The following is a 23,681-nucleotide window of genomic DNA, read 5'->3' as shown; positions in this document are numbered from 1 at the left end:
TTTTGTTAGGAAACAAACAGAACCAATAGCTTGAAAAAACCAGCTGGTTTTCTCTCCAAAACAGGATAAAAACGATCTTCAAAATTCCTAGTAATTAATAGCATAACAATATTCGATATTATTCAGAAAAGTATGATAAACTATAGTTATTTTGTGGGAATCAGTTCTATTGAGGAGTGAAAGCTTTGAAAGCAATCATTGTAGATGATGAGCGACTTGCTCTGAGAATGATGGAGAAGCTTTTGTCAGAACAAACAGGAACTGCAGATAATCTTGAAGTGGTAGGTACTTTCCAAGATCCATATAAAGCTTTGAAAGCAGTACAACAAGAAACGATTGACCTGGCTTTTTTGGATATTGAGATGCCAGGGATTGATGGATTCGAATTAGCTGAACAATTAGTACATATTCAACCCCATCTCCAAATTATTTTCGTTACAGCTTATAGGGATTATGCTGTGAAGGCATTTGAATTAAATGCACTCGACTATTTGTTAAAACCGGTAAATCATCAAAGATTGGCTATGACACTGCAACGAGTTGAGGAATCTACACAAAAACATGCAGTGAACAATATTGACGCTTCTCATACGCAAGCAACTCTATGTTGTTTGCAGAACATGCATTATCTTGATACATCTGGACATATGCAGACCTTTCCGTGGAGGACATTAAAAGCACCGGAGTTGTTTGCTTATCTGGTATATTTTCGAGATAAAACGGTGACAAAGGAAACGCTAATTGATTTATTGTGGTCAGAATATGACACAAAGCGGTCAACCACACAATTATACACAGCAATCTATCAGATCCGTAAAATATTGAAAGAATCTGGCCTCGACTTGAAGATCAAATACCAGGATGAAGGGTATCGGTTGGTGTGGGGAGAGGTTAAGCTGGATGTTGAAGAATGGGAAAATAGTGTGCGTCAGGCCCCTCCTGTAACATCGGAGACACTAGAAGAACACTTGTTGATTATGGAACGATATACGGGAGATTTTTTGCTAGAACATCGATATTGGTGGGCGGAGCATGAGCAGGAGCGCATTCGTTTGATTTGGTTGAAATATGTTAAGGAGATCGCGGAATATTACACTTCGCTTGGTAAATATACAGAAGCTATCTCACTGTATCAAAAGATTCGAGAAACATTACCTTATCTGGAAGATGGCTATTTTGGCTTAATGAACATCTATGCAGCACTGAATCACCCGTTAGAAGTGATAAAACAGTTCGAACTTATTTCGATCAAGTGTAAAGAGGAGCTGGATGTGACTCCTAGTAAGGAAATAACAGATTGGTATTATCAATGGAAAAGCAGTCAGTAGTACAGTAATTCAAAAGGTAGGAATGATCCTCTTATGAAACGAAAAGTCGTGTCTGTACTGCTTATAGTAGTAGGACTTTTTATCATTGGTTATCCGAAACTCTCAGAAATCTATTATGATTATAAGCAGCAAGAGCTTGTGAAGGAATGGCAAACAAGTTTCACTATTATTCAAAACGTAAATGATACTTCGCAATCGAATAGTGAGATTGAGATTGAGAAAAATGCTCTAGCTGGAGTTACTAGCGAAAAAGCTGTTGATCAAGAGCGGAAGTCGATGTCTGATTTCAGTGGCTATGAAAACATGGAAGGAATCTTGAGGATTGATGAAATCGACTTACAGCTACCCATTCTTCATGGTGCGACTGACCATAATATGAAAACCACAGTAGCTAGTATTGAAAATACAGGGAAAGCCGGTGAAGTGGGGAATTATGCGATTGCTGGGCATCGGAACTATACATATGGTAGGAACTTTAATAGGCTGGATGAAATGAAAATGGGAGATACAATAGAGGTTGATAACGGTGAACAGCAATTTGAATATATTGTTACAGAAAAATTATATGTAAAGCCGGAGGACGTGTGGGTATTGAAGGGGAATGGTGAAAATAAAGAAATCACCTTGGTTACTTGTCATCCGATGGAAAACCCTACTCACCGCCTCATCATTAAAGGAAAAATACTGGACTCAGAAGCTGCTCAATCGCCTGAAAGGGGATGAGCAGTTTTTTTTATATATTCAGAAAATGTTCAACGCACTCTTGTATATTCAATCTGTCTTACTTATCATGCCAACTTTGTTGAGAAAATCTAATTACTTTTTACACAACTTGCCTAGAAGAAAACGGGTCGTAAGGAGGGAATGTTGTAATCAAGCTATAGGCATTCATTTCAAGCTTTTTAATAGAGAAAAATGAAATTATGAGAGGAAAGAGATAAAAATGAAGGGACTTAGAAAAACACTATCCCTTATCTTAGTTGTAGGGTTATTGTTTAATCTCATGTTGCCTTCGTCAATTGCTAGTGCTAATGACGAACTGGTTGATTCAGTACTCCCAATTCAGGAGGAGATTGTCGATCCGATTGAAAGTGATGAGGACGGTACTCAATCAGACATAGGTGACACAACAGAGATAATTAAAGAAAATCTGATTACCAACGTGGTCATGAAGGATAAGGATGGAAATCTAATTAGTGAAGTCCGTCCAGACCAGGGTTCACGTGTCCAAGTAGACTTTGAATGGACTCTTCCTGCTGGTCATGGGTATAAAGCTGGCGCGACATTCACTTTCGACCTTCCAGACAAGTTTAAGGTAGACCAACTTTTGGAAGATGATCTGGATGGTGAAGTTGGAACGTATGAAGTAACTCCAGATGGCCAAGTTACCTTTACCTTTAATGAAGAGATTAATGATGATGCAGAGTTAACGGGTTACTTCTATGTATGGAGAGAATTTGAAGAGAAAAAGTTTTCAGGTAGTACAAAACAAGAGATTATTTTTGATTTTGAAGGCGATCAGATAACGATTCCTGTTCATTTCAAAAATAAAGATAACAGTGAGATAGGTAAAACAGGAAATCCTAATAAAGCATATAATCCTAGTGAAATCAGCTGGGCGGTTGATTTTAACAAAGGTGAAGAAGCAATTAAAGATGCAGTTTTTACAGATGCATTCCAGCCAAAAGATGGACTGGAAATCGATATGGATTCGATTAAAGTTACGGAGTTAGAGGTTCAACTAGACGGAGATGTAATCGAAAAGAGAGAGCTTACTCCAGGTACAGATTACCAAATAAATCCAACTGATGACGGATTTGAACTTACTCTTGGGGATATAACGAGTGCCTACAGAGTGGAATATACAACCAAGATTGTCCAAAAAACGAATGAAACATACTCCAATAATGCAACAGTCTCAGGAAGTAATCTTCCCACTCCACAAGAGGATTCAGCTAGCGTAGAAGTAAAATACAGTCAACCACTTGATAAAACATCGCCAGCATATGATCCTGCTACCCAAACGATTACTTGGGCGATTCAGTACAATTATAACGAACAGATGATTGGAAAAGCTGATGCGAAGCTGGAGGATACTTTTGACACCAGTCACCAAAAGTTAGTAGATGGCTCATTCAGCGTATACGAGATGACAATTGATGATAGCGGAAAAGCTAAACAAAAAACTGGAACACCTCTTGTTGAGGGAACGGACTACACAATCACCCCAACCGGTACCGGTTTTACCTTAGAATTTAATAATGATGTTAACGCTGCCTATGAAGTGATTTATAAAACAGAAGCTATAGACCGTATCTTTGATGACAAATACACAGTTACGAATACCGTCAAGATTCCTGGTCATGAAAAAGAAGCAACTCGTGATATTAGACAAGCGATCTTTTGGAAGACTGCTGGAAAAATCGATTTTGATAAAAAAACGATCCCATGGTACCTTACGCTGAATGAAGACCAGAAGACTATGAAAAATGTGGTCATCACAGATGAATTTGCAGATCAAGGATTAACGCTACTTCCAGAAACCTTTAGTATTAGTGGTTTAGAAAAGGATAAGGATTATACCCTGGAAGCTAATCCAGATTATGGACAGGGAATAAAAATCACATTTTTAAAAGATGTTACAACAAAGCACACCATCACTTATAAGACACAATTTGATCCTACATTCTATGATCCATCCGAAATCAAAAAGGTGACTTATAAGAATAAAGCTACACTTAACTGGGACGGGGCTCCTGAACCGATTACCAGATCAGCTACGGTTAACACGGACGGTTATACAAAGGATAACGGTAATAAAACGGGCTCATATGATGCTACAAAGAAAGAAATCACCTGGACAATCGATGTGAACTATAATCTTCATAAGCTGAACCAAGCTATCGTTCGGGATTTCTATACTGGTGAGCAAATATTTGATCCTGATTCCGTTACTGTAGAGCATTTAATCCTTACAGGCGATAATGAGGGAGTAAAGGTTGGAGCAATTGTTCCAAAAGAGGAATATTCTGTTGAAACGAAGCTTGAAGACGGTAAAAACGGTTTTGAATTGAAGTTTCTAAAACCAATTAACTCCGCGTATCGCATTACCTATAAGACAAGCCTCAATGGTAAAGCTGTTGAAAAAGTATATAGTAACCATGCGACATTAATCGATAATGATAATTCTACCAAAGTATTTGAAAAAGGGGCTACTGTTTCCCCTAAACACGGTGGAGAGTTTGTTAAAAAGACAGGTAAGCAAGGAACAGGGGTAGACAAAGAGTTTGCATACTGGAATGTAAACATTAACTTTAGTCAATCTCATATAAAAGGTGCTGTATTAACGGACACGTTATCAGCGAATCAATTTTTGCTACCTGATTCCTTCAAGCTATATCATACGAAAGTAGCGGAAAATGGTGATTTAACCAAAGGTGATTTAGTCGATAAAGCAGAATATACGTTAGACATTACAGGTAATACGTTTACGCTGACTTTTAAACAAGATATTGAGACTGCATATATCTTAGAGTATCAATCGTTTATTAATGCGGAAGACGGCGAGAAAATTAATAACGATGCTAAATTGAAAGGTCTTTCCACTATAGAGGTCGATGGTTCGGAAGGCAGTAGTGTCATCGTCAGCCTTTCTGGAGCAGGTGGCGGAGCGGCTAAAGGTAAGGGAAACATTAAAGTCGTAAAAGTTGATGCAGATACGAACGTACCGTTGGCGGGGGCTATATTCGGACTCTATGATAAGACAGGCCAAACCTTGCTGAAAAAACTAGTGACCGATGACAATGGTGAAGCTGTATTCGAAAACTATAAATATAACGAGTACGTGTTAAAAGAACTTTCAGCTCCATCAGGCTATTTAATCTCTAGTGAATATTTGGATGGTAAAAAAATTACATTCAATGATAAATCACCAGAAATTAAGGTTTCAAATGCAAAAGGTATTTGGGATTTAGAATTAACCAAGGTTGATTTTGGCGAGGTAACGAAGGTATTGATGGGTGCTATCTTCAAACTTCAGTTCGAAGATGGAGGAACATTTAAAGATGTAGAGGGGCAGACTGTAATAGAGACGAATGTAGATGGTAAAATTTTTCTCTCTAATCTAAAGCCTGGTAATTATCAACTAATAGAAACCAAGGCACCTAAAGGATATAAGCTGGATTCCACTCCGATTCCATTTACGATTGATTCGGATCAAACAACACAAAAGTCTATAACTGTTACGAACAAAATTAATGTGGGTTCAGTCGAACTGAAAAAGACAGATGCTCATAATGGAAAACCTCTTGCAGGTGCAGAGTTTGAACTAAGAGATGCGAAAGGTAACGTAATCCAAAGCGGATTAACAACTGATCAGAACGGTATAATACTGGTCGAAAATCTGAAGGCTGGAAACTATCAATTCGTAGAAACGAAGGCACCAGCAGGGTATGTCCTCAAGAAGGTTCCGTTGAAGTTTGAAATTGTTGAAGAAGGAAAGCTAGAAGTTAAATTTACCAACCAGTTACCTGGTTCTCAAGGTCCTGAGGGTTCTGTCGAATTGAAAAAGACAGATGCTGATAGTGGAAAACCTCTTGCAGGTGCAGAATTCGAATTAAGAGATGCGAAAGGTAACGTAATCCAAAGCGGATTAACAACTGATCAGGACGGTATCATACTGGTCAATAAACTGAAGCCTGGAAGCTATCAATTTGTAGAGACGAAGGCACCAGCGGGGTATGTCCTCTCGAAGGATCCGTTGACGTTTGAATTAAAGGAGAAAGAACAACTAGAAGTTGAATTTACCAATCAGTTGCTTCCTGGACCTGAAACAGGATCAGTAAAGCTGACAAAGATTGAAAAGAATCATCCAGATAACAAGCTTGCTGGAGCCAAATTCAGTATTTTAGACGCTAATAAGAAACCTGTTACAGACAAAGCAGGTAAGGAATTGGCAAATCTAAGTACGGATAAAAACGGGGAACTTCTTGTTTTAGACCTCAAACCAGGAACGTACTATTTTGAGGAAACCTCAGCACCAAGTGGTTATGAAGTTATGACAAAGTTAACAAAGTTTGAAGTTGTCGGTGGACAAGAGACAACAGTAACTATAGAAAACTCTCGTGTACCTGCAACTGGCGGGGGAGGAGACGATGATGATGACGATGATGATGATGATGATTCGGACAAGCCAGATGATCGAGACCCGAAAGACCCGAAAGATCCAAAAGATCCAAAAGATCCGACAGATCCGACAAATCCGGTAGATCCAACAAACCCAACAAATCCAACTAATCCGGTAGATCCAGTTAATCCAAATACACCAGTACCACCTGCAAACGGTTCAGGTGAAGTCACAGATAATAACGGTGTAAAAGGGGCTACTGGAAATAAAGGCAATACAAATGGGGATCAAAAGGTAGCAACGAAGAATGTGAAAGCAGAAGAAAACTCACGTTCTAATGTGCTTCCTAAGACAGGAGAAGAGAGCCATCTTCCTCTTCAACTGGCTGGACTTGGCTTTATTCTGACTGGTTTAGCCTTGTTGGTCATTAGAAAGAAACAAATGCATAACTAATAAAGACATAACGAATAGTAACTAGCCTGCTGATGGTCTCAGCAGGCTATTCTATTTAATAACGATTTGGATACTGTAGCTTCCTTTTATTTGTTGTTAGTAGCAACATTATTCCGAAAACAACTATAATTTCCGTCTAGATAGTCCAGTTATTCATAAGTATTTGGTAGTGGGGAGTGATATACTTTTCTTAGATAAGAAATGTTGAGGGAATTAGCTGAAGGGAGCAATAAACAACATGAGCGGAAAAAATCTATTACAAGAAGCATGTAATCAAACAACCTATCAACTTGCGGGACATGGTAAGCGTAACATGGAAGTATTAAAAGAAGCATTCCAACAGATTGATGGGAATTTGGAAAGTGATATGTATGGATCGGGTAAGGTAATAGAAGATTTTCAAGAGAAGATGGCAAAATATTTGGGCAAGGAAACGGCCGTATTTTTCCCTAGTGGGACGATGGCACAGCAGATTGCCGTACGGATTTGGTGTGATGAAAAGGGGCTAAAAAAGGTTGCCTATCATCCTCTCAGTCATCTAGAGATTCACGAGGAAGATGGATTAAAGGAATTGCATCATATCGAGTCTGTCTTGCTCGCTGATACGAAGAGATGTGTCCAACTGGAAGATGTCCTGATCCTGGAAGAAGATGTAGCTTGTGTATTGTTAGAATTACCTCAGCGTGAAATTGGTGGACAATTACCAGATTACAACGATCTTGAAGCCATTTCTACCTACTGCCGTGAAAAAGGAATCAAGTTACATCTGGATGGTGCTAGGCTTTTTGAAATACTTCCTTATTATCAAAAATCAGCAGTCGAAATCTGTAAGCTGTTTGATAGTATTTATCTTTCTTTTTACAAAGGGATAGGTGGGATTGCGGGGGCTATTTTAGCAGGAGATGAAGCTTTTATAGCTGAATCCAAGGTATGGAAAAGACGTCATGGAGGAGACCTGATTAGTCTATATCCTTATATCATCAGTGCGGATTATTATTTCGAACAGCGTCTAGATAAGATGGAGAAATACTATGAAGAAGCAAAAGAACTGGCGGGGTTCTTTAATGCGTGTCATGCGATTTCAACAAGACCAGTTGAACCTGTATCTAACATGTTTCATGTGCATATTGATATGCCAAAAGAGAAGCTGGAAAAGATACTACTCGCTATTTATGAGGAAACGGGAATTGGGATCATCCACTATTTACGAGAAACGAGCGAAATAACCTGCTATTTTGAAATAAGTATCGGTGATCGATATGCGAACATCCCGAAAGAAGAGCTACGTGATGTATTTCAACTGCTTGATGAGAGAATGAAAAAGATGTAAAGCATTGCCTGAAAAAAGCCTGTAAAGAAAGAATTCATCAATTGCCTGCTTCAATCAACGTGGGCAGATCAGATGAATCTTTCCGTTGAAAGGCTTTTTTATATTTTAATATATAAATTTCACAATTTTTAAATTTTTTTGTAAAGATTTTTTTGATATCTTGTCGAAGAAAGAGTTATCATGTAAATATGTGGTATATTACTTTGTAACATAGAATTATTTTGGCTATCCTTTCCTACTATTCTTTTCCATTGATTTGACATCAGGATAGCAGCGAGGTGCAAAAGTTGAAATTTCATTTTGGAATTAAATTAACAATAACGATGATTGTTTTTGCTGTCGTTATTTCTTTTACAATTGCAACGAGTGACCACCTGCGACTTAAGAATCAAGCAGTTAGTAATAAAATGGATCATGTGAAGCAAGATGAAATGATGGTTACGTATGCTCTAGACACGATAGAGAAAGCATACACAGTTTTTGGTGATAATATCGCGGTTCAAATGAAAGAAAATTCCGTTTTTTTATTGGATTTATATGAGAAAACTCCTAATTTTGATGAGTGGGATTTTGCTGCACTGAAACAATTGATGCCAGTAGATATTTATATCATTAATAGTGAAAATGTGATTACGCATAGCAGTCTCGAGAATGATGTCGGGATGGATTTTTCGAAATGTTGCCAAAAGCTAGCCAAGACTCTGGATGAAAGAAGAGAATCAGAGGAATTTTTTCATGACGGGATTGATATTGAACAGAGCACGGGTGTAATTAAAAAGTATAGTTACATGCCAACAGCTGACAAAAAGTATATCATTCAGTTGGGATATTCACTTCAAGATGGTGATATCTTTCGTAAATTTAATTTCTTGGATACAATTGACGAGCTAGTACAAAAGAATCCTTCCCTTAATGAAATAAATGTGCTGAATATCGGCGGTATTCCTATTGGGCAGCCTGCTAATCAACCTGATCAAAAGCTGTCTGAAGAACGAAGAAAAGCATTTGATCAGACGCTAAAAACAGGGAAAACGACTGAATTTAGAGGAATATGGAATAACGAACCTGCCATTTACCACTATGTTCATTACATTTCAGAGTATGACGAAGGGACTACCAAAGACAAGGTTTTGGAAATTATTTATAATGACAAGGATTTGCAATCGATCCTTAGTAAGAACAAAAAAACATTTATTATTCAGCTGATTTTTATTTCAGTTATCACGGTCTTCTTATCTTTTATTATCTCTAAATGGGTATCTAGACCGATGCATCTTGCGTTTCATGACAGTCTTACTGGGTTGAAGAACAGGGCAGCGTTTGATGAGTTATTGCAGACTACCATCGCTAAAGAAAAAGGGATAACAGCATTATTGATGATTGATCTCGATAATTTTAAACTAGTCAATGACTATTTAGGACATGACAAAGGGGATCATCTGTTAAAATGTGTGGCTCAGTGTATTTGCTCAGTTGCCCGCAAAAACGATATCACTATCAGGCTGGGCGGTGATGAATTTGTCTTACTAATGCCCGGTACTAGTAAAGAAGAGGTTGAGTTAACCGCAAATTTGATCATAAAAACAATTGTTGAGTCAACCTCACAAGAAATCCAGCTTGAAGGTGAAAAGGTAACTGTAAGTATTGGAATCTCACTTTTTCCAGTGCATGGTGATGATCCGGAGTCCTTATGCAAGAAGGCGGATATGGCCCTATATGTCTCGAAGGAAAAAGGGAAGAATCAGTATACGTTTTCTGAGTGATTGTATATGCCAGTAAAAATAATGTTGAGTGTCGAAAAGTCCTTGGATGAAATTAGGCACTCTTCTCTTTTGTGACAATAATGTTGACCATTTATTCTCAGCCAACCTAGAAAGAGTTAATAATATTCCACTGTTACGCGGCGATCGCTTCCAGTACTAATCCGGAGAGCGATCGCCTTTTTTTCCTACGACTAAATACCTTTTTCTTATGAATAATAGCTAAAAAAACTGGATTAAGGAAAGTTGAAATAGTTGGGTATTTTTGGGATTCTAGTTTATAGAGCCTTACATCATGCTGCTACTCCAGATTGAAGGACGCTTGGGATGAAGGAAAAGCGATGCTGCTTGGAGGAACTCATGCTCTGCTTCAAGATATCAGCTGGGGGTTCACGGATGAAGTAGGAATAACAGGAGTTGCTCCAGAAGGACAAGAAATGTTGTATTATTACACCAATACAGGTATGCATGGTGTGATTACTGCTGCAAGTCTCCGAGGTATGCAATCTTCGATAGAAGCAGCCAAAACCTCTGCTATTTCTTCGGTATCAGGATCGGGTGTTGCAGGATTAGCTGCTGGCATGGCGATATTAAGCCGGGTTCAGATACACCAGAAATGACAACAATATATGTAAAGTAGGTGACTCAATGAGTCTTAATGAACTTGATACCGTCGTAATACTAAATGATTACCCAAGTGAAGAACTAAAAAAGGGTGACATTGGGGTAATAGTCTCAGTGCATACAAATCCGAACGAAGCTTATGAAATTGAATTTGTAGATGATAAGGGTATGACCAAATCTATGATGGTACTTCTTCCCGATGAAATTAAGAAGTATAGGGACTAACTACATTCTATTTAGGGGATACCCAGTTTGGAGTACATTAATTAATCAACCAATAACAAACATAATCCATTGTAATACCTCTACAAAGATTTCTTCAATTCGCTTATACGCACAGAAATGTTTGAAATTTTAATCTGAATAACGCTCTACCGTTACATTTAACAGGTCAATTATGGTCAGACACCACCATGTTGACCTGTTTTTTATAACTTAAGCTCTTACAATTTCATTATTAATGTATCTCCTTCTAACAAGACTGGCAATAAGGTTAAGTGCTTTACATGTCTTATAATAGAAGGTGAAGCTGTAAATCACCTTAAAAGAATCATAGAAGTTTTAATGATCATAAGAAACCGAGAAGGAGATAACCGAAAATGAAACGTCTTTGTATCATTCCGTGTGGGGCAAAGAAAGTCTGGGACAAGCATCCTGATAATGGCGCTACCATAGCTAAGAATGTTTACATCGGTACCTTTGGGAAAGCATGCCAAGCATATGCTACTCAATTTTTTGATGAGTGGCTCATCTTATCTGCCAAACATGGTTTTCTCGCTCCTACTGACATTGTGTATGAAAATTATGACGTATCTTTTTCCTCTAAAAGCGCAGAAATCATTAGCCTGGATACATTGAAAGAACAGGTACATATGAAAGGACTAGACCAATATCGAGAGATTGTAGTGCTAGGAGGTAAGAAATACCGTAAAGTCGTGGAGCAACTTTTTGATAGTCATGTTTTACGGTATCCACTCAGCAATTGTAAAGGTATTGGATATATGGTTCAGAAATTACATCTTGCGGTGCAAAATGACAGAGAGATTGACTAGGTATACTTATGGATAAGAATATACCCTACATAAGTGTGCACGAAATGTCGGATGGGTACATTCAATTCCTGCTAATTTATTAATAAAGGAGGTCATATAATGGATTTGCTTACAAACATGAATGGAGCGATAAAGTATATTGAAGAAAACCTTACTAACGATATTGACTTTAAAGAAGTAGCAAGGCTGGCTCTCTGCTCCGAATATCATTTTAAAAGAATGTTTTCCTTCCTTGCAGGTATTTCACTATCGGAATACATCCGTCGTAGACGTCTTACTCTTGCAGCATTTGAGCTTAAAGATAGCCATGTAAAGATCATTGATATTGCAATGAAATACGGGTATAACTCACCCGATTCTTTTACACGAGCTTTTCAAAATTTACATGGCATAACGCCTTCAGAAGCCAGAAATAATGGCCATTCACTTAAAGCTTATCCACGAATGACCTTCCTGTTATCAATTAAAGGAGGAAGTGAAATGAACTATCGGATTGAAGAAAAAAAGGCATTTCGCATCATTGGTATTAAGAAAAGAGTTCCGATTATTTTCAACGGTGTTAATCCGGAGATTGCTTCTATGTGGGAAAGTTTAGATGGTGAAACGATCAATAAACTTAAAATACTTTCTAATGTGAAACCAATGGGACTGCTTAGTGCATCCACGAACTTTTCCGAAGGTAGGATGGAGGAAAAAGGGGAGCTTGATCACTATATTGGCGTGGCAACAACTAAGGAGTGTCCAGATAACCTAACACAGCTTAAAGTTCCTGCCTCGACATGGGCTGTATTCGAAGCAATCGGACCATTTCCTGATACGTTGCAAGATGTGTGGGGACGCATTTATTCTGAGTGGTTTCCATCCTCAAACTATGAGCAAATAGAAGGTCCAGAAATCCTGTGGAATGAGGATAAAGATGTAACCTCACCAACTTTCAAAAGTGAAATATGGATTCCGATCAGAACAAATACAAGAGATTTGAACACCTAAGAATATCTGTCCACCATATCAGATAACATCTGCTTTATACGGTCCACCAATTCTTGCCCCTATTATAAGCTACAATGAGAAAACAAGCCTATAACAATTACGATAATGATTCAAAAAATGAAGAAATGGAGTGAATGTACATGCAGGCTGTAAACGAAATCAAGGATTTATTGCTAGAAGAACTGGAACATATTGTGAAGACAACGTCTAATCTAATCAGAAAGATATCACCGGAAGACTGGGATTATAAATTAGCAGATAATATGAGATCGCTACTAGAATTAACTCATCATCTTGTAAGTGTTCCGGGAGTTGATCTACTGATACTACAAGAAAAAAACGAAGAAGAAATTCGTGAGCGGGAGGCGGATATTTCTGCTGATCTCGATAAGGAGAAATTAATTGCCTGGATGACCTCAGGAATGGAGGAAGTGAGGAAGTACATGAAAGGACTGTCAGATGAAGAGTTCCTCCACAAGAAAACCAAACCGTTCTATCTGGAGCATGGTTCCGTCCAAGCAAAATGGCTGATTGAGATTGTCACTCATATGGAGCACCACCGTGCGCAGCTTTTTACTTATATGAAGGCAAAAGGTTATGAGATCAACATGTTTGATTTATATTAGGCATTACAGTAACACAAATTTCTCCTTCCAAACTCCCGATAGATACGGGGATGACAATGGGGCATGGACATATATCCATGTCCTATTGTCATGTAGAGTAGCTACAACTAGGCAAATAAATGACGAATCTTCTCCATGTTTTCCATAGCTAAATCATAGCCCTGCTGACAGGTATCCGCCAGTTTATGAACGTCCTTTTCAAAGCTATCGAGATCTTCGTTCGGGCGGATGATAACAGCGTTTCCTTCTTTTTCTAATTGTTCGCAGAACTGTACGGTTTCATTATATTTTTCATGTCTGGTCAGCAAGATTTCTTCCAAGTTGGGGAATTTATGCCGAAGAAGCTTACCTACGGCCGCATTCTGTTTGCTGAATGGTTTCACATATCCCTTTGGCTGAGTCAAAATGATGAGATGCTTTTCATTGCCATCTGCAATTGCTTTTCGGATAGGAATGGGATCTGACAAGCCTCCGTCGTAGTACATATTATGATTCATTTCAATGGAAGGGAAAAATAAAGGTATTGCACAGGTAGCACGTAGCATTGTCCATTTTTCATCAAGATTCATACCGTTCATATATTCAGGTAAACCAGTGTGAGCATTGGTAACACCAACGAGAAGCTGTCCCTTATAGCTGGTGAACGTTTCATGGTCGAAAGGAACTAGCTTGTCAGGAATCTCTCCAAAAACGAAATCAAGTCCGAAAATGCTGCGACTACGCAAAAAATTGCGATATCCAAGATAACGTTTATCGTTACGGTATTTTTCCAATACCTCTAAGTTTCTTCGCTTCTGCTTGGATATGTAGGAGAAACCATTACTGATCCCAGCAGATACACCAATACAATACGGAAACATGATATCCTGTTCCAGTAGCGCATCCATCGCTCCAGCGCTGAAAATAGAACGAAGTGATCCACCTTCCAAAATCAAGCTGGGCATACTTTCTTCCTCCTAACATGTTGTTTAGTAGAATTGGATTTTTTCGAGAATGTTAGCTAGATGATTATATTTAGTATTGTAGGACTGAATGGACCAATTGTCATGTAGTCATAAGAAGGAATTTTATTCAATAAAAAAATATAGAAATAATTGGTTCATCTTATTTCTAGGCTATATTTCGTTATTTCACTTCAACTTCAATTGCCTTTTCAGGAAGTTCCTGATAGAAATCTAATTTTTCCTTTCCTTGTATTGTTGCTGTTAAATAGGGGATTAATGTTAAATTTTTTGGTTTTTCCTCCATCGGTAGCCCACCATATTGTTCAATGATGTAGACTAATGCTTGCTCATTCTTCAGCTTTACTTGCTGTACTACATTTTGCTCGTCTATTTTCATTTGGGGCACTCCTTCCCAGTTGTTTAGGTACCTTACCCTTTATTACGACATAAATCTTGAATTTCTATCACAACGAGAAAATTAGTAACCTGTAAGCTTAATCAAATCTAGCCGTATACCAATAAACCACAGCTACCTGACCATGCTCTGATATGGTAAGATGAGTGTACTTTTGAGAAAAACTCGTTATAGAAATTAAGAACAGCTGGAATGGGGATCAAATCTTGAAAACTTTCAAAAAAATTTATATAGAAATTACCAGTGTGTGTAATTTAGCATGCAGTTTTTGTCCACAGACGGAACGTAAAGCTAATTTTATCAATCTGGATGCTTTCACTGCCATTCTCGATCAAATCAAGCCGTACACAAAATATATTTATTTACACGTAAAAGGCGAGCCACTGCTACATCCCAAAATTGATCAGCTTCTGGATATAGCTCACTCCAAAGGCTTTAAGGTGAATATCACAACGAATGGAACCTTGATTAAAAAGAATATGCATAAATTGCTAGGGAAACCGGCTCTTAGACAAATGAACTTTTCCCTTCATAGCTTTGACGGACATGAGGGATCTGAGAATAGAGAAGAGTATTTAACTAACATTTTTACTTTTGTACGCCAGGCTGTGGAACACAACGTCCTCTTTTCGTTTCGCTTATGGAATTTGAATAAGGATAATATAACGAATATGGAGAAGAAACGTAATCGGGTAACGTTAGGGCTTTTGGAGAAAGAGTTTAATCTGGATTACAAAATTGAGGAAAAAGTGGTACCAGGCAGTGGTGTGAAAATAGCAGAGCGAATCTATTTAAATCAGGATCATGAATTTGTATGGCCTAGTTTGCAAGCACCAGAAGACGATGGAAAAGGCTTTTGTCATGCTCTTCGTAGCCAAGCTGCAATTCTGGTAGATGGGACAGTTGTTCCCTGCTGTCTGGACGGGGAAGGGGTAATTAATTTAGGTAATGTAAATACCACGCCTTTCTCAGACATTGTAGATGGCGAAAGAGCGAATAATATTGTAGAAGGATTTTCCAGAAGAGAAGCAGTTGAGGAATTGTGCAGGAAGTGTGGATATAGACAGAGATTTGGTTCGTAAAGTAAGCGATTTTGTAAAGAGTAGTCTACTGAATTAATCAGGGGTCTATTTTCTAATGGTCACTGAAAGACATGTACTGCCTCAAAAAAAATAAAGTCACGGCACCCACTAATAGTAGGTGCCGTGGTCAATTACACTTATTTCCCCATGGCAGATTGACCTGCAATTCTACCGAAGACAACAGTGTCAGCCATTGCATTTCCGCCCACTCGGTTCGTACCGTGAATTCCGCCAGTTACTTCGCCAGCAGCATAGAGACCTTCAATTGGCTTGCCAGCTGTATTGATAACTTTGGCTTGAGTGTCAATTTTAATACCACCCATGGTATGGTGAATGGTTGGCACTAAGTTTACTGCATAGAAAGGAGCCTTTGTGATTTTTTTCTCAAGTTTTGCCTTGTTAAAGTCTAGGTCTTTTCCACCGTCAACAAGTGTGTTGTAACGGTCTACAGATGTTTTTAACTTTGCAGGATCACAACCGATTGCTTTTGCTAAATCTTCAATTGTGTCTGCTTTGATGATGTTTCCTTTGGTTACATTTTCTTCAGCGCTTTTTGGAGCACTCTCGGAATCGTAGATGGTGTACATCATTTTATCAGGTTGCTCAAGAATGGAGTTGGCAACAACGTCACGTCTGCCTTGCTCGTCAATAAAGCGGTCGCCATCTTTATTTACATAAATAGAGTTTGTTGCATTACCACCGTAGCTAGCGATTAGACCTGATTTAGGGTTACCGCGAGGATGGATTTGAATATATTCCATACCAACTAGTTCTGCACCGATTTTTTTAGCCATTACGATACCATCACCGGTTGCACCGCTATGGTTAGAAGAAATAAGTTTAGGAGCATTGTTAAATTCTGCAACCATCTCTTCATTAGCAGAATAACCACCACTAGCAAGGATTACACCATTTTTACCCTTAACAATATATTGTTGGCCTGTTTCAGTATCTTCAGCTTTTACCCCAACAACTTTGTCATTCTCAATGATAAGTTCAGTTGCTTTTGTATTTAGTAGAATCTCGTTTTTAGAGTCTTCGATTTTTTTCTTTAACGGGTTAATGTAAGTCATTTGAGAGTTTTCTAGTGGATCTCTCGCTCTTTCTTTTAGAGAGCCTGTAACCATGTAGATTTCGTCTTTAAACTGACCGCCTTGCTCAATGATCCAGTTTCTGGCTTCGCCTGCTTTTTGAGTAAGTATTTTTACCAGTGCAGGGTCTGCTTTTTCGTCACCAGATTTAAACGTGTCTTCATAAAATTGCTCGAAAGAATCTTCAATGCCTTGTGCTTTTTGAAGTTCAGGATCGTGAGCGTTAAATGCACCACCAGCACGAACTGTGTTTCCACCAAGTGCAGGCATTTTTTCTAGAACAATGACAGAACCGTTGTTTTCAATGACAGTGGCTGCAGCAGAAAGACCAGCTCCACCGCCCCCGACAACAACAACGTCAACCTCTTTGGAAATCACTTCTCTAGTAGATTTATCTTCTGTAGTAGCGGCTGTTTTGTTTTTGAGAGCTTCTACATCAGCACCAGCTTGAGTCAATGCTTCAGTCACACCTGCAATGATTGCTTTGCTTGATACAGTGGCGCCAGAAACAGTATCAACAGCAAGTGTTTGACCATCGATGATTGCTTTTGGAATTTTTTCGAATGCAGCATCAGAAATACCAGCTGACTCTTTGTGTCCAACAATTTTGATTTCTTTGATTGTAGAGTCATCAACAACGACTTGAAGCTTGATCTTATCATTGTGACCATCTACTTCTACGTCGTATGTGCCTGCTTTGTACAATGCATTTTCATTGACAACGGGAGCAGTCGAGCCACACCCGGCTAACATCGCAATGAACATGAACGCACAAAGCATTACTATTAGTACTTTCCTCATGATGAAAACTCCTTTTCATATGTATTTTTCCTAACGCATCGAATTATAGATTTCATATTTTTGTTTGTCAATTAAGAATATTACTTTTTTAAAATAATAATGATTATTGTGGTATTTCGTAATTAACTGAATTAACATTTTAGGAGATAAATCAGTTTCTAATCCGCTTCCTTGAAGAAGATCCTTTCAATCTCATTCCCTTCCTAAAGGGAACCGAATTTACCTTGTTAAGGGGTTGCGGTATTTTTGTCTAAATTATACAGTTAATGATAGTTATGGCAGTATCGATCAGATAGTGTACAAAAGTAAAACGTAGAAACTACGCTAAAACAAATCAGGGAGGAAAACGTAGATGCAACCGGAACAATTGATTGAAAAACTATTTCAAGCAGCAGAATCAGGTGATTCTTCCAGTCTACAAGAATTAGTAGAGACTCAGCCTGAATTTGCCAATACAGAAAACAAGGATGGTCTTACCCTTCTTGGCTATGCAGCTCATTTTGGTAACGCAGATGCTGTTAAAGTACTGCTGGATCATGGAGCAGATGTTAATGCGATTTCTCATTCCACTATTTCTTTCATTCCATCTAATACGGCATTGCATGCGGCGATTGCTGGGGAGCGGAATTTAGATGTTATCAACTTATTGCTACATAATCAGGCAGATCCAAATATTAGGGATAGTAATGATCAAACCTGCTTACAAGTAGCAGCCTTTCATGTTGATAGTATTGAATTGATTCAGATTTTGATCGATTATGGTGCAGACGTACATGCGAAAAGTGCAACCGGACAAACTGCCTTATCTATCGCCTTGGAACAGGGTAATGAAAAAGTAGTTGCATTATTGAAGGAATATTGAAAAAATATATAATCTAGAAAAAAAGATAGAGCTGACAGATTAACCGCTGTTGCTCTATCTTTTTTTCTATGATGGACATGAGAGAAGGGAGTCACAAATGACAATGATCAACGGTGCATTGGGGAGTGTTACGTACAAAAATGGGAAAGGGAAGGTTTCGATTACCTTTGGGTAAGCTATGAACATCAGTATAAATAATGTTCATAAAATCAATCATTTATTGATACTTCAACAAATTTTTTCCGTAGTAAAATTAAATTGTAAAACAAAATAAACGCTGTATGAAATGTAGTGTCATCATTTTTTCTTTCGTACAATCAATTTAGAATGGAGGGCTTTTATGCTACCAGAAAGCTATTCTTTCATTGCGGTTTTATCATATGCTGAGGATGGCATCTTGATTGAGTACCCTGATTTACCTGGCTGTTTCTCGAGTGTTAAAACTACAGAAGAGGCCCTCGCCACCAGTAAGGAAGTTTTGGGACCTTATTTGTACGTGATGGAAATGGATAAAGATGATATACCGATTCCCTCTTCAATAACTGAGCTTACACTTGAGGAAAATCAGGTTCCATTGCTTGTTACCGTCTATATGGATGCAGTAAGGGAAAAAATGAATAGCAAATTTGTTAAGGCATCAGTATGTATTCCAGATTGGTTATACACGACTGCTGAACGAGAAGGAATTAATTTATCAAGAGTGTTACAAAATGCACTGATTGAACAATTACACATCGTGCATCATAACGATTCAAAAGAATAGGGTTTTTCGGTAATCATGTCAGGATTATAACGTAGGAAAATGCGCTCCATCAGCAGATGGTGAGTGCATTTTTTTTTGATTTTAATAAAGGACTTTTCTCATTCTCTAGCTAGGCAGGACCTTAAAAGGTTTTGAATAATTTTTTCCTCATCTTGTAATTAACCATAACTACTCCCCGACGTTCTACAGATTGAGCTTGAATGAGTTGAAAACCATGATGCTCAAAGAAAGGCTTAGCAGTAATACTCGCGTCTGTATTCATTTCATCCAGAGCTAAACGTAATGCCTCAGCTTCTAGCTTGTTTATTAGGGAGGAAGCTACTCCTTGACCCTGATAGCTTTTGTGAACATAAAGTCGGTCTACATAACCTGTGTGGGTCAGGTCACCAAATCCAATGATCTGATCGTTTCTTTCAACTACATACGTGATGTTGGTATGAAAAGACTCATTCCAGATTTCTTTCTTTTTTCTTATTTCATTGAATGGAGCCTAGGCCATTACTTGTTCAGCAGAATAATCTCGTGCATTGATCGTATGTACTGTCTCAAAAAACAAAGTAAGGATTTGATCAATATCTGCGCTGCTATATTTTCTAATGTGCATATATTCACTCCCTAAAGCTTTATTGTAAGTTAATAAGAGGTGATTAGGCATAAAGTTCTATATAAGACGCTTTGTTTCTGTAACGCAGTGCCGCTGTAATTGATATTTTATGTATTTATTAATTTGTCAATAGTTATTTAGTACCTATTATTATTGTTCGTTATAATTAATATATATATATGAAATAGTGAGAATAGTATCTATCCACTCAAAATGATAAATGTATTTTACTACAGTCAACTAATGAACGTAAGTATAGAAGATTTGGGGAGATCATTTATGACAGTAATTACTGGGCAAGCCATCGAATTAGCTAAGAATTTTACCTATACCTATTTGGTGAAACGTGATTTTGATAAGGTTCTACAAATGATGGATTCACATATTACCTGGATTGGAACTGGTATTAAGGAAATATGTAGAAATTATTCAGATGCCATTAGGCTATTGGAGGCAGAGAAATCCGGGTTTTATGGCCATTTTGTCATTTTAGAAGAGTGGTATGATGTCATCCCGATAACGGATGAAAGCTGTATTGTGTTTGGAATATTGCATGTAAAAGAGGATTCAGAAAATGTAATTGTAATGGATATGCACATCAGATTCTCGTTGGTATGTACCTTGAGAAAAGGCATTATGAAAATTCGACATCTACATTTTTCTATTCCTAATGTTGCTCAGGGAGAAGATGAATTTTTCCCTAGAAATGTTTCAAATCAAGGCAATGAAATATTTAAAAAGGTGATCAGAGAAAAGACGGAAGAGCTGGAAAGATTGAATGAGAAGTTTCTTGAGAGTGAAAAAAGATATAAATTTGCGTTGGAAGCAACAAACGATGTGGTCTTTGAGATAGATCTCACTAGTGAGAAGGTAATTGTTGATGAACAAAAATTTACAAATTTATATCAAGTTCCATTTAACAGTAGATATTGGAAGGCTGTATTTACGCTAGGCATGACGATCGTTCATCCAGAGGATAGAGAAAATTTCATGCAGTTATTAAATCTTGAACATATGAAACAATCTATTCAGGAAGGGAACGAAGTCCTAACCTTAGACTACCGTATTAAGAATATAGAGCATGGATATATTTGGGTACGTGCTACTATGGTTCCGATTAAAGATTCCACAGGAATGTGTACGAAGTTAATTGGTAGCATCAAAAATATAAATGAAAAAAAGAAAAAAGATCTGGAAATGCAAAAGCTTTCTCAAAAGGATGGTCTCACAGGCTTAACGAATAAGATGCACACCGAAATGGCGATTAACGAATATATCAATAGAAGTGACACAGACAAGAAGGGTGCACTTATGATCATTGATCTAGACAACTTTAAGGCAGTTAATGATAACCTGGGCCATTTGTTTGGGGATGCGGTACTTACTGATATAGCTGAGAAAATTCAAAAACTTTTCCGCTCTACAGATATTATAGGTAGGATAGGTGGAGACGAGTTTGTTGTTTTCTTGAAAGGTAATAATTCCCCTGAAGTAATTACCAAAAGTGCAGATAAACTGATGGATGAGTTCAGACGTACGTACGCTGGTGAAAAGCGAAATTACAAGATTTCAGGCAGTGTAGGAATTGCATTGTATCCAGAACATGGAGAGAGTTATACAGAGCTTTTTAGAAATGCGGATAGCGCATTGTATTTCGCAAAAAAACAAGGAAAAGATTCCTACTGTATGTTTCATGCGGGGCTAAAAGATGCGCATTATATCGAAGAGGTAAAGAATCTGAGTATACAACAGGACGGACATCAAAAATCGTTTAAGGAAAACATTATTGAATATATATTTAAAATACTGAATGAGACAAAAGATATTTATAAGGCTATTCATTTGATATTAGAAATAACGGGTCGTCATTATAACGTTAGTCGCGTCTATGTATTTGAAAATACCGAGAATAATCTGGATTGCAACAATACCTTTGAATGGTGTAAGGAAGGTATTTCATCCGTAAAAGAAAGCATGCAAAATATATGTAACAGTCAACTTAGGGATTATTCAGCTAACTTTAACGAAAGCGGGATATTTTATTGTAGCGATATTACATCTTTACCGAAACATTTACATGAAATCGCGGAACCTCAAGGAGTACAATCCCTTTTACAGTGTGAAGTGATTCATGATGGTATGTTCAAAGGATTCGTAGGTTTTGATGACTGTACAGGAGCACGGATGTGGACCAAGGAAGAGATAAATTCACTTACCTGTATAGCTGAAATCCTGGATACATTCTTGCTGAAAAAACGTGCACAGGACAGGGCGATCCAGTCTTTTCAAATCTCACAGTCTATTTTGGACAATTTAAATAGCTGGGCATATGTAATTAACAAAAACACGTATGAGTTATTATTCATCAATAAAAAAACGCCAGATCTCGTTTCAGGCTCTATGGTGGGGAAATTATGCTATGAAGTATTTTTTGATGGAAGAGAAGCACCTTGTGAGCAGTGTCCGATGCAGGAATTGGAGAAGAGTAATAAGAACAATTATACGGTAGAACTGTATAATCATGTCTATAACATGTGGACGAGTACGACGGCATCGTGGATAAAATGGAACGATAATTCAGAGGTATGTTTATTATGCTCCAATGATATTACCAAATATAAAGAGATAGAGAAGAAATTGATAGAGTAGCAAAAGGATATCGCAGCATAATCTACTTGAAGGATTTTTCGTATTTGTTGAAGAATTCCCATGTGTTTGAAATAGCAAGAAATATGGGAGGTCCTTTATGATACGTATGGCTACTCATGATGATATCGAACAACTCATTGAAATGAGATGGAATTTCACCCTCGAACATAATGATTCTGTGACAGCAGATAAGTGGGAACCTTTTCAAGATGAGTGCCGGGAGTTCCTTCTTCAAGCAATCAACGGAAACAAATGGAGAATCTGGGTAGCTGAGATCGATCATATGGTAGTGTCGCACATTTATGTGGAACTAATAGAAAAGGTCCCAAGGCCCGGGCGAACAACATACCCCTATGGTTTTATGACTAATGTGTATACAAGACCACCTTTTAGAAATAAAGGCATAGGAAGTAACTTGCTTACAGCAGTAAAAGACTGGGCGACAAATAGGAAGCTGGAATTTCTGATCGTGTGGCCAAGTGATGAAAGTGTAGAATTTTATACGAGAAACGACTTTACCCTATCCAAGGAATCAATGGAGTTACATCTCTAACATGGAACCTGAGAGGAGAGAAGCAAAGGTATATGAAAAACATCTATATTGTTCGTCATTGTAAAGCTACAGGACAAGAGGCAGAGGCAAAACTAACTGAATCGGGAATAGAGCAAGCAGAGAAACTAGCTGATTTTCTTCATCATAAAAACATCGATTCAGTTATTTCCAGCCCGTTTGAAAGGGCATATCGAACCATTGAACCCTTTGCTACTCGATCAGGGATAGACATTTTGACCGATGATAGACTTCAAGAAAGAGTTCTAATAGGGGAGAGTCACCCAGATTGGTTGGCGATGCTCCAAAAAACCTTTGAGGATCGAGACCTCTGTTATCAGGGAGGAGAGTCAAGTAATGTAGCCATGAATCGTGCCGCTTCCGTGTTACAGGAAGTATTACATAGCGAATCGCAGAACGTCGTGCTTGTCTCGCATGGCAATTTGATAACCCTGCTTCTTTCACACGTTGATGAGACATATGGATTTAACGAATGGCAGACAATGAGTAATCCTGATGTATACATCATCTCGTATGAGGATAATGGAGCTTCCGTTCAACGGTTGTGGATAGGATAATTTATTTTATCGATAAAATTTTTCCATCTGTGTATGTTCGTTGTGTCGAATAGT

General features: G+C 37.9%; 20 protein-coding genes. 16 read left to right on the top strand and 4 right to left on the bottom strand.

The genetic code is table 11. The features are described 5' to 3' along the window. Positions 1 to 185 precede the first annotated feature (185 nt). From LM917_RS10570 to LM917_RS10525, 10 genes are all read left to right on the top strand, one after another. Complete coding sequence (locus tag LM917_RS10570) at positions 186 to 1,328, top strand: response regulator (RefSeq protein WP_232697478.1); 1,143 nt, start codon at positions 186 to 188, stop codon at positions 1,326 to 1,328. 33 nt (positions 1,329 to 1,361) lie between these two features. After that, on the top strand, positions 1,362 to 2,051 hold the full coding sequence (locus LM917_RS10565; RefSeq protein WP_232697477.1) for a class D sortase: 690 nt from the start codon (positions 1,362 to 1,364) through the stop codon (positions 2,049 to 2,051). Positions 2,052 to 2,271: 220 nt separating this feature from the next. After that, positions 2,272 to 6,906 (top strand): LPXTG cell wall anchor domain-containing protein, encoded by a 4,635-nt coding sequence (locus LM917_RS10560; protein WP_232697476.1) that lies wholly within the window; start codon positions 2,272 to 2,274, stop codon positions 6,904 to 6,906. Between the two features lie 238 nt (positions 6,907 to 7,144). Next, a complete protein-coding gene (locus LM917_RS10555) occupies positions 7,145 to 8,236 on the top strand; it encodes a threonine aldolase family protein (protein ID WP_232697475.1) in 1,092 nt (363 codons plus the stop codon). 278 nt (positions 8,237 to 8,514) lie between these two features. Beyond that, positions 8,515 to 9,999, top strand: a complete 1,485-nt coding sequence (locus LM917_RS10550) for a GGDEF domain-containing protein (RefSeq protein WP_232697474.1) — start codon at positions 8,515 to 8,517, stop codon at positions 9,997 to 9,999. Between the two features lie 338 nt (positions 10,000 to 10,337). Then, entirely contained in the window at positions 10,338 to 10,616 is a 279-nt protein-coding gene (locus LM917_RS10545; RefSeq protein WP_232697473.1) for a hypothetical protein, read from the top strand. 28 nt (positions 10,617 to 10,644) lie between these two features. Further along, positions 10,645 to 10,845 carry a DUF4926 domain-containing protein gene (locus tag LM917_RS10540; RefSeq protein ID WP_232697472.1) on the top strand — a complete coding sequence of 67 codons (201 nt, stop codon included), beginning with the start codon at positions 10,645 to 10,647 and terminating at the stop codon, positions 10,843 to 10,845. A 374-nt stretch (positions 10,846 to 11,219) separates the two neighbouring features. Then, positions 11,220 to 11,672, top strand: coding sequence for a DUF6884 domain-containing protein (locus tag LM917_RS10535; RefSeq protein ID WP_232697471.1), 453 nt, complete (start codon positions 11,220 to 11,222; stop codon positions 11,670 to 11,672). Positions 11,673 to 11,771: 99 nt separating this feature from the next. Continuing rightward, positions 11,772 to 12,662 carry an AraC family transcriptional regulator gene (locus tag LM917_RS10530; protein WP_232697470.1) on the top strand — a complete coding sequence of 297 codons (891 nt, stop codon included), beginning with the start codon at positions 11,772 to 11,774 and terminating at the stop codon, positions 12,660 to 12,662. A 140-nt stretch (positions 12,663 to 12,802) separates the two neighbouring features. Further along, positions 12,803 to 13,288 carry a DinB family protein gene (locus LM917_RS10525; protein WP_232697469.1) on the top strand — a complete coding sequence of 162 codons (486 nt, stop codon included), beginning with the start codon at positions 12,803 to 12,805 and terminating at the stop codon, positions 13,286 to 13,288. Positions 13,289 to 13,395: 107 nt separating this feature from the next. On the opposite strand, the gene LM917_RS10520 is transcribed toward LM917_RS10525, so the two are convergent. Together LM917_RS10520 and LM917_RS10515 are read right to left on the bottom strand one after the other, a co-directional pair. Next, positions 13,396 to 14,232 carry a patatin-like phospholipase family protein gene (locus tag LM917_RS10520; protein WP_232697468.1) on the bottom strand — a complete coding sequence of 279 codons (837 nt, stop codon included), beginning with the start codon at positions 14,230 to 14,232 and terminating at the stop codon, positions 13,396 to 13,398. Positions 14,233 to 14,413: 181 nt separating this feature from the next. Further along, the gene (locus tag LM917_RS10515; protein WP_232697467.1) at positions 14,414 to 14,629 is read right to left on the bottom strand and encodes a hypothetical protein; all 216 of its coding nucleotides are present in this window, start codon (positions 14,627 to 14,629) and stop codon (positions 14,414 to 14,416) included. A 224-nt stretch (positions 14,630 to 14,853) separates the two neighbouring features. On the opposite strand from LM917_RS10515, the gene LM917_RS10510 reads away from it, so the two are divergent. Beyond that, positions 14,854 to 15,729: a radical SAM/SPASM domain-containing protein gene (locus tag LM917_RS10510; protein ID WP_232697466.1), complete on the top strand. Its 876-nt coding sequence runs from the start codon at positions 14,854 to 14,856 to the stop codon at positions 15,727 to 15,729. A 137-nt stretch (positions 15,730 to 15,866) separates the two neighbouring features. Here the strand turns inward: LM917_RS10510 and LM917_RS10505 are convergent, their stop codons facing one another. Continuing rightward, positions 15,867 to 17,621 (bottom strand): flavocytochrome c, encoded by a 1,755-nt coding sequence (locus LM917_RS10505; protein ID WP_232697465.1) that lies wholly within the window; start codon positions 17,619 to 17,621, stop codon positions 15,867 to 15,869. A gap of 352 nt (positions 17,622 to 17,973) precedes the next feature. Between LM917_RS10505 and LM917_RS10500 the strand changes: the two genes are divergently transcribed. Both LM917_RS10500 and LM917_RS10495 read left to right on the top strand, forming a co-directional pair. Continuing rightward, positions 17,974 to 18,483, top strand: a complete 510-nt coding sequence (locus LM917_RS10500; protein ID WP_232697464.1) for an ankyrin repeat domain-containing protein — start codon at positions 17,974 to 17,976, stop codon at positions 18,481 to 18,483. Positions 18,484 to 18,823: 340 nt separating this feature from the next. Further along, positions 18,824 to 19,246, top strand: a complete 423-nt coding sequence (locus LM917_RS10495) for a type II toxin-antitoxin system HicB family antitoxin (protein ID WP_232697463.1) — start codon at positions 18,824 to 18,826, stop codon at positions 19,244 to 19,246. A gap of 121 nt (positions 19,247 to 19,367) precedes the next feature. Here the strand turns inward: LM917_RS10495 and LM917_RS10490 are convergent, their stop codons facing one another. Next, the gene (locus LM917_RS10490; protein ID WP_309241946.1) at positions 19,368 to 19,703 is read right to left on the bottom strand and encodes a GNAT family N-acetyltransferase; all 336 of its coding nucleotides are present in this window, start codon (positions 19,701 to 19,703) and stop codon (positions 19,368 to 19,370) included. A 426-nt stretch (positions 19,704 to 20,129) separates the two neighbouring features. On the opposite strand from LM917_RS10490, the gene LM917_RS10485 reads away from it, so the two are divergent. The 3 genes from LM917_RS10485 (at position 20,130) to LM917_RS10475 (ending at position 23,627) form a co-directional block, all read left to right on the top strand. Continuing rightward, positions 20,130 to 22,499 (top strand): diguanylate cyclase domain-containing protein, encoded by a 2,370-nt coding sequence (locus LM917_RS10485; RefSeq protein ID WP_232697462.1) that lies wholly within the window; start codon positions 20,130 to 20,132, stop codon positions 22,497 to 22,499. A 97-nt stretch (positions 22,500 to 22,596) separates the two neighbouring features. Then, positions 22,597 to 23,052, top strand: coding sequence for a GNAT family N-acetyltransferase (locus LM917_RS10480; RefSeq protein ID WP_232697461.1), 456 nt, complete (start codon positions 22,597 to 22,599; stop codon positions 23,050 to 23,052). A gap of 32 nt (positions 23,053 to 23,084) precedes the next feature. After that, the gene (locus tag LM917_RS10475; RefSeq protein WP_232697460.1) at positions 23,085 to 23,627 is read left to right on the top strand and encodes a histidine phosphatase family protein; all 543 of its coding nucleotides are present in this window, start codon (positions 23,085 to 23,087) and stop codon (positions 23,625 to 23,627) included. The last annotated feature ends 54 nt before the right edge of the window (positions 23,628 to 23,681 follow it).

The organism is Brevibacillus daliensis (assembly GCF_021245735.1).
GTDB classification, from domain to species: domain Bacteria; phylum Bacillota; class Bacilli; order Brevibacillales; family Brevibacillaceae; genus Brevibacillus_B; species Brevibacillus_B daliensis.
The sequence above is the reverse complement of the archived record's forward strand: the minus strand, read 5'-3'. Positions and strand labels throughout refer to the sequence as shown.

Coding starts and splice junctions, on each gene's coding strand:
- LM917_RS10480 (WP_232697461.1), top strand. CDS start 22,597: ATGATACGTATGGCTACTCATGATGATATCGAACAACTCATTGAAATG.
- LM917_RS10525 (WP_232697469.1), top strand. CDS start 12,803: ATGCAGGCTGTAAACGAAATCAAGGATTTATTGCTAGAAGAACTGGAA.
- LM917_RS10540 (WP_232697472.1), top strand. CDS start 10,645: ATGAGTCTTAATGAACTTGATACCGTCGTAATACTAAATGATTACCCA.
- LM917_RS10555 (WP_232697475.1), top strand. CDS start 7,145: ATGAGCGGAAAAAATCTATTACAAGAAGCATGTAATCAAACAACCTAT.
- LM917_RS10530 (WP_232697470.1), top strand. CDS start 11,772: ATGGATTTGCTTACAAACATGAATGGAGCGATAAAGTATATTGAAGAA.
- LM917_RS10485 (WP_232697462.1), top strand. CDS start 20,130: ATGACAGTAATTACTGGGCAAGCCATCGAATTAGCTAAGAATTTTACC.
- LM917_RS10475 (WP_232697460.1), top strand. CDS start 23,085: ATGAAAAACATCTATATTGTTCGTCATTGTAAAGCTACAGGACAAGAG.
- LM917_RS10500 (WP_232697464.1), top strand. CDS start 17,974: ATGCAACCGGAACAATTGATTGAAAAACTATTTCAAGCAGCAGAATCA.
- LM917_RS10495 (WP_232697463.1), top strand. CDS start 18,824: ATGCTACCAGAAAGCTATTCTTTCATTGCGGTTTTATCATATGCTGAG.
- LM917_RS10535 (WP_232697471.1), top strand. CDS start 11,220: ATGAAACGTCTTTGTATCATTCCGTGTGGGGCAAAGAAAGTCTGGGAC.
- LM917_RS10505 (WP_232697465.1), bottom strand. CDS start 17,621: ATGAGGAAAGTACTAATAGTAATGCTTTGTGCGTTCATGTTCATTGCG.
- LM917_RS10515 (WP_232697467.1), bottom strand. CDS start 14,629: ATGAAAATAGACGAGCAAAATGTAGTACAGCAAGTAAAGCTGAAGAAT.
- LM917_RS10565 (WP_232697477.1), top strand. CDS start 1,362: ATGAAACGAAAAGTCGTGTCTGTACTGCTTATAGTAGTAGGACTTTTT.
- LM917_RS10520 (WP_232697468.1), bottom strand. CDS start 14,232: ATGCCCAGCTTGATTTTGGAAGGTGGATCACTTCGTTCTATTTTCAGC.
- LM917_RS10560 (WP_232697476.1), top strand. CDS start 2,272: ATGAAGGGACTTAGAAAAACACTATCCCTTATCTTAGTTGTAGGGTTA.
- LM917_RS10545 (WP_232697473.1), top strand. CDS start 10,338: ATGCTGCTTGGAGGAACTCATGCTCTGCTTCAAGATATCAGCTGGGGG.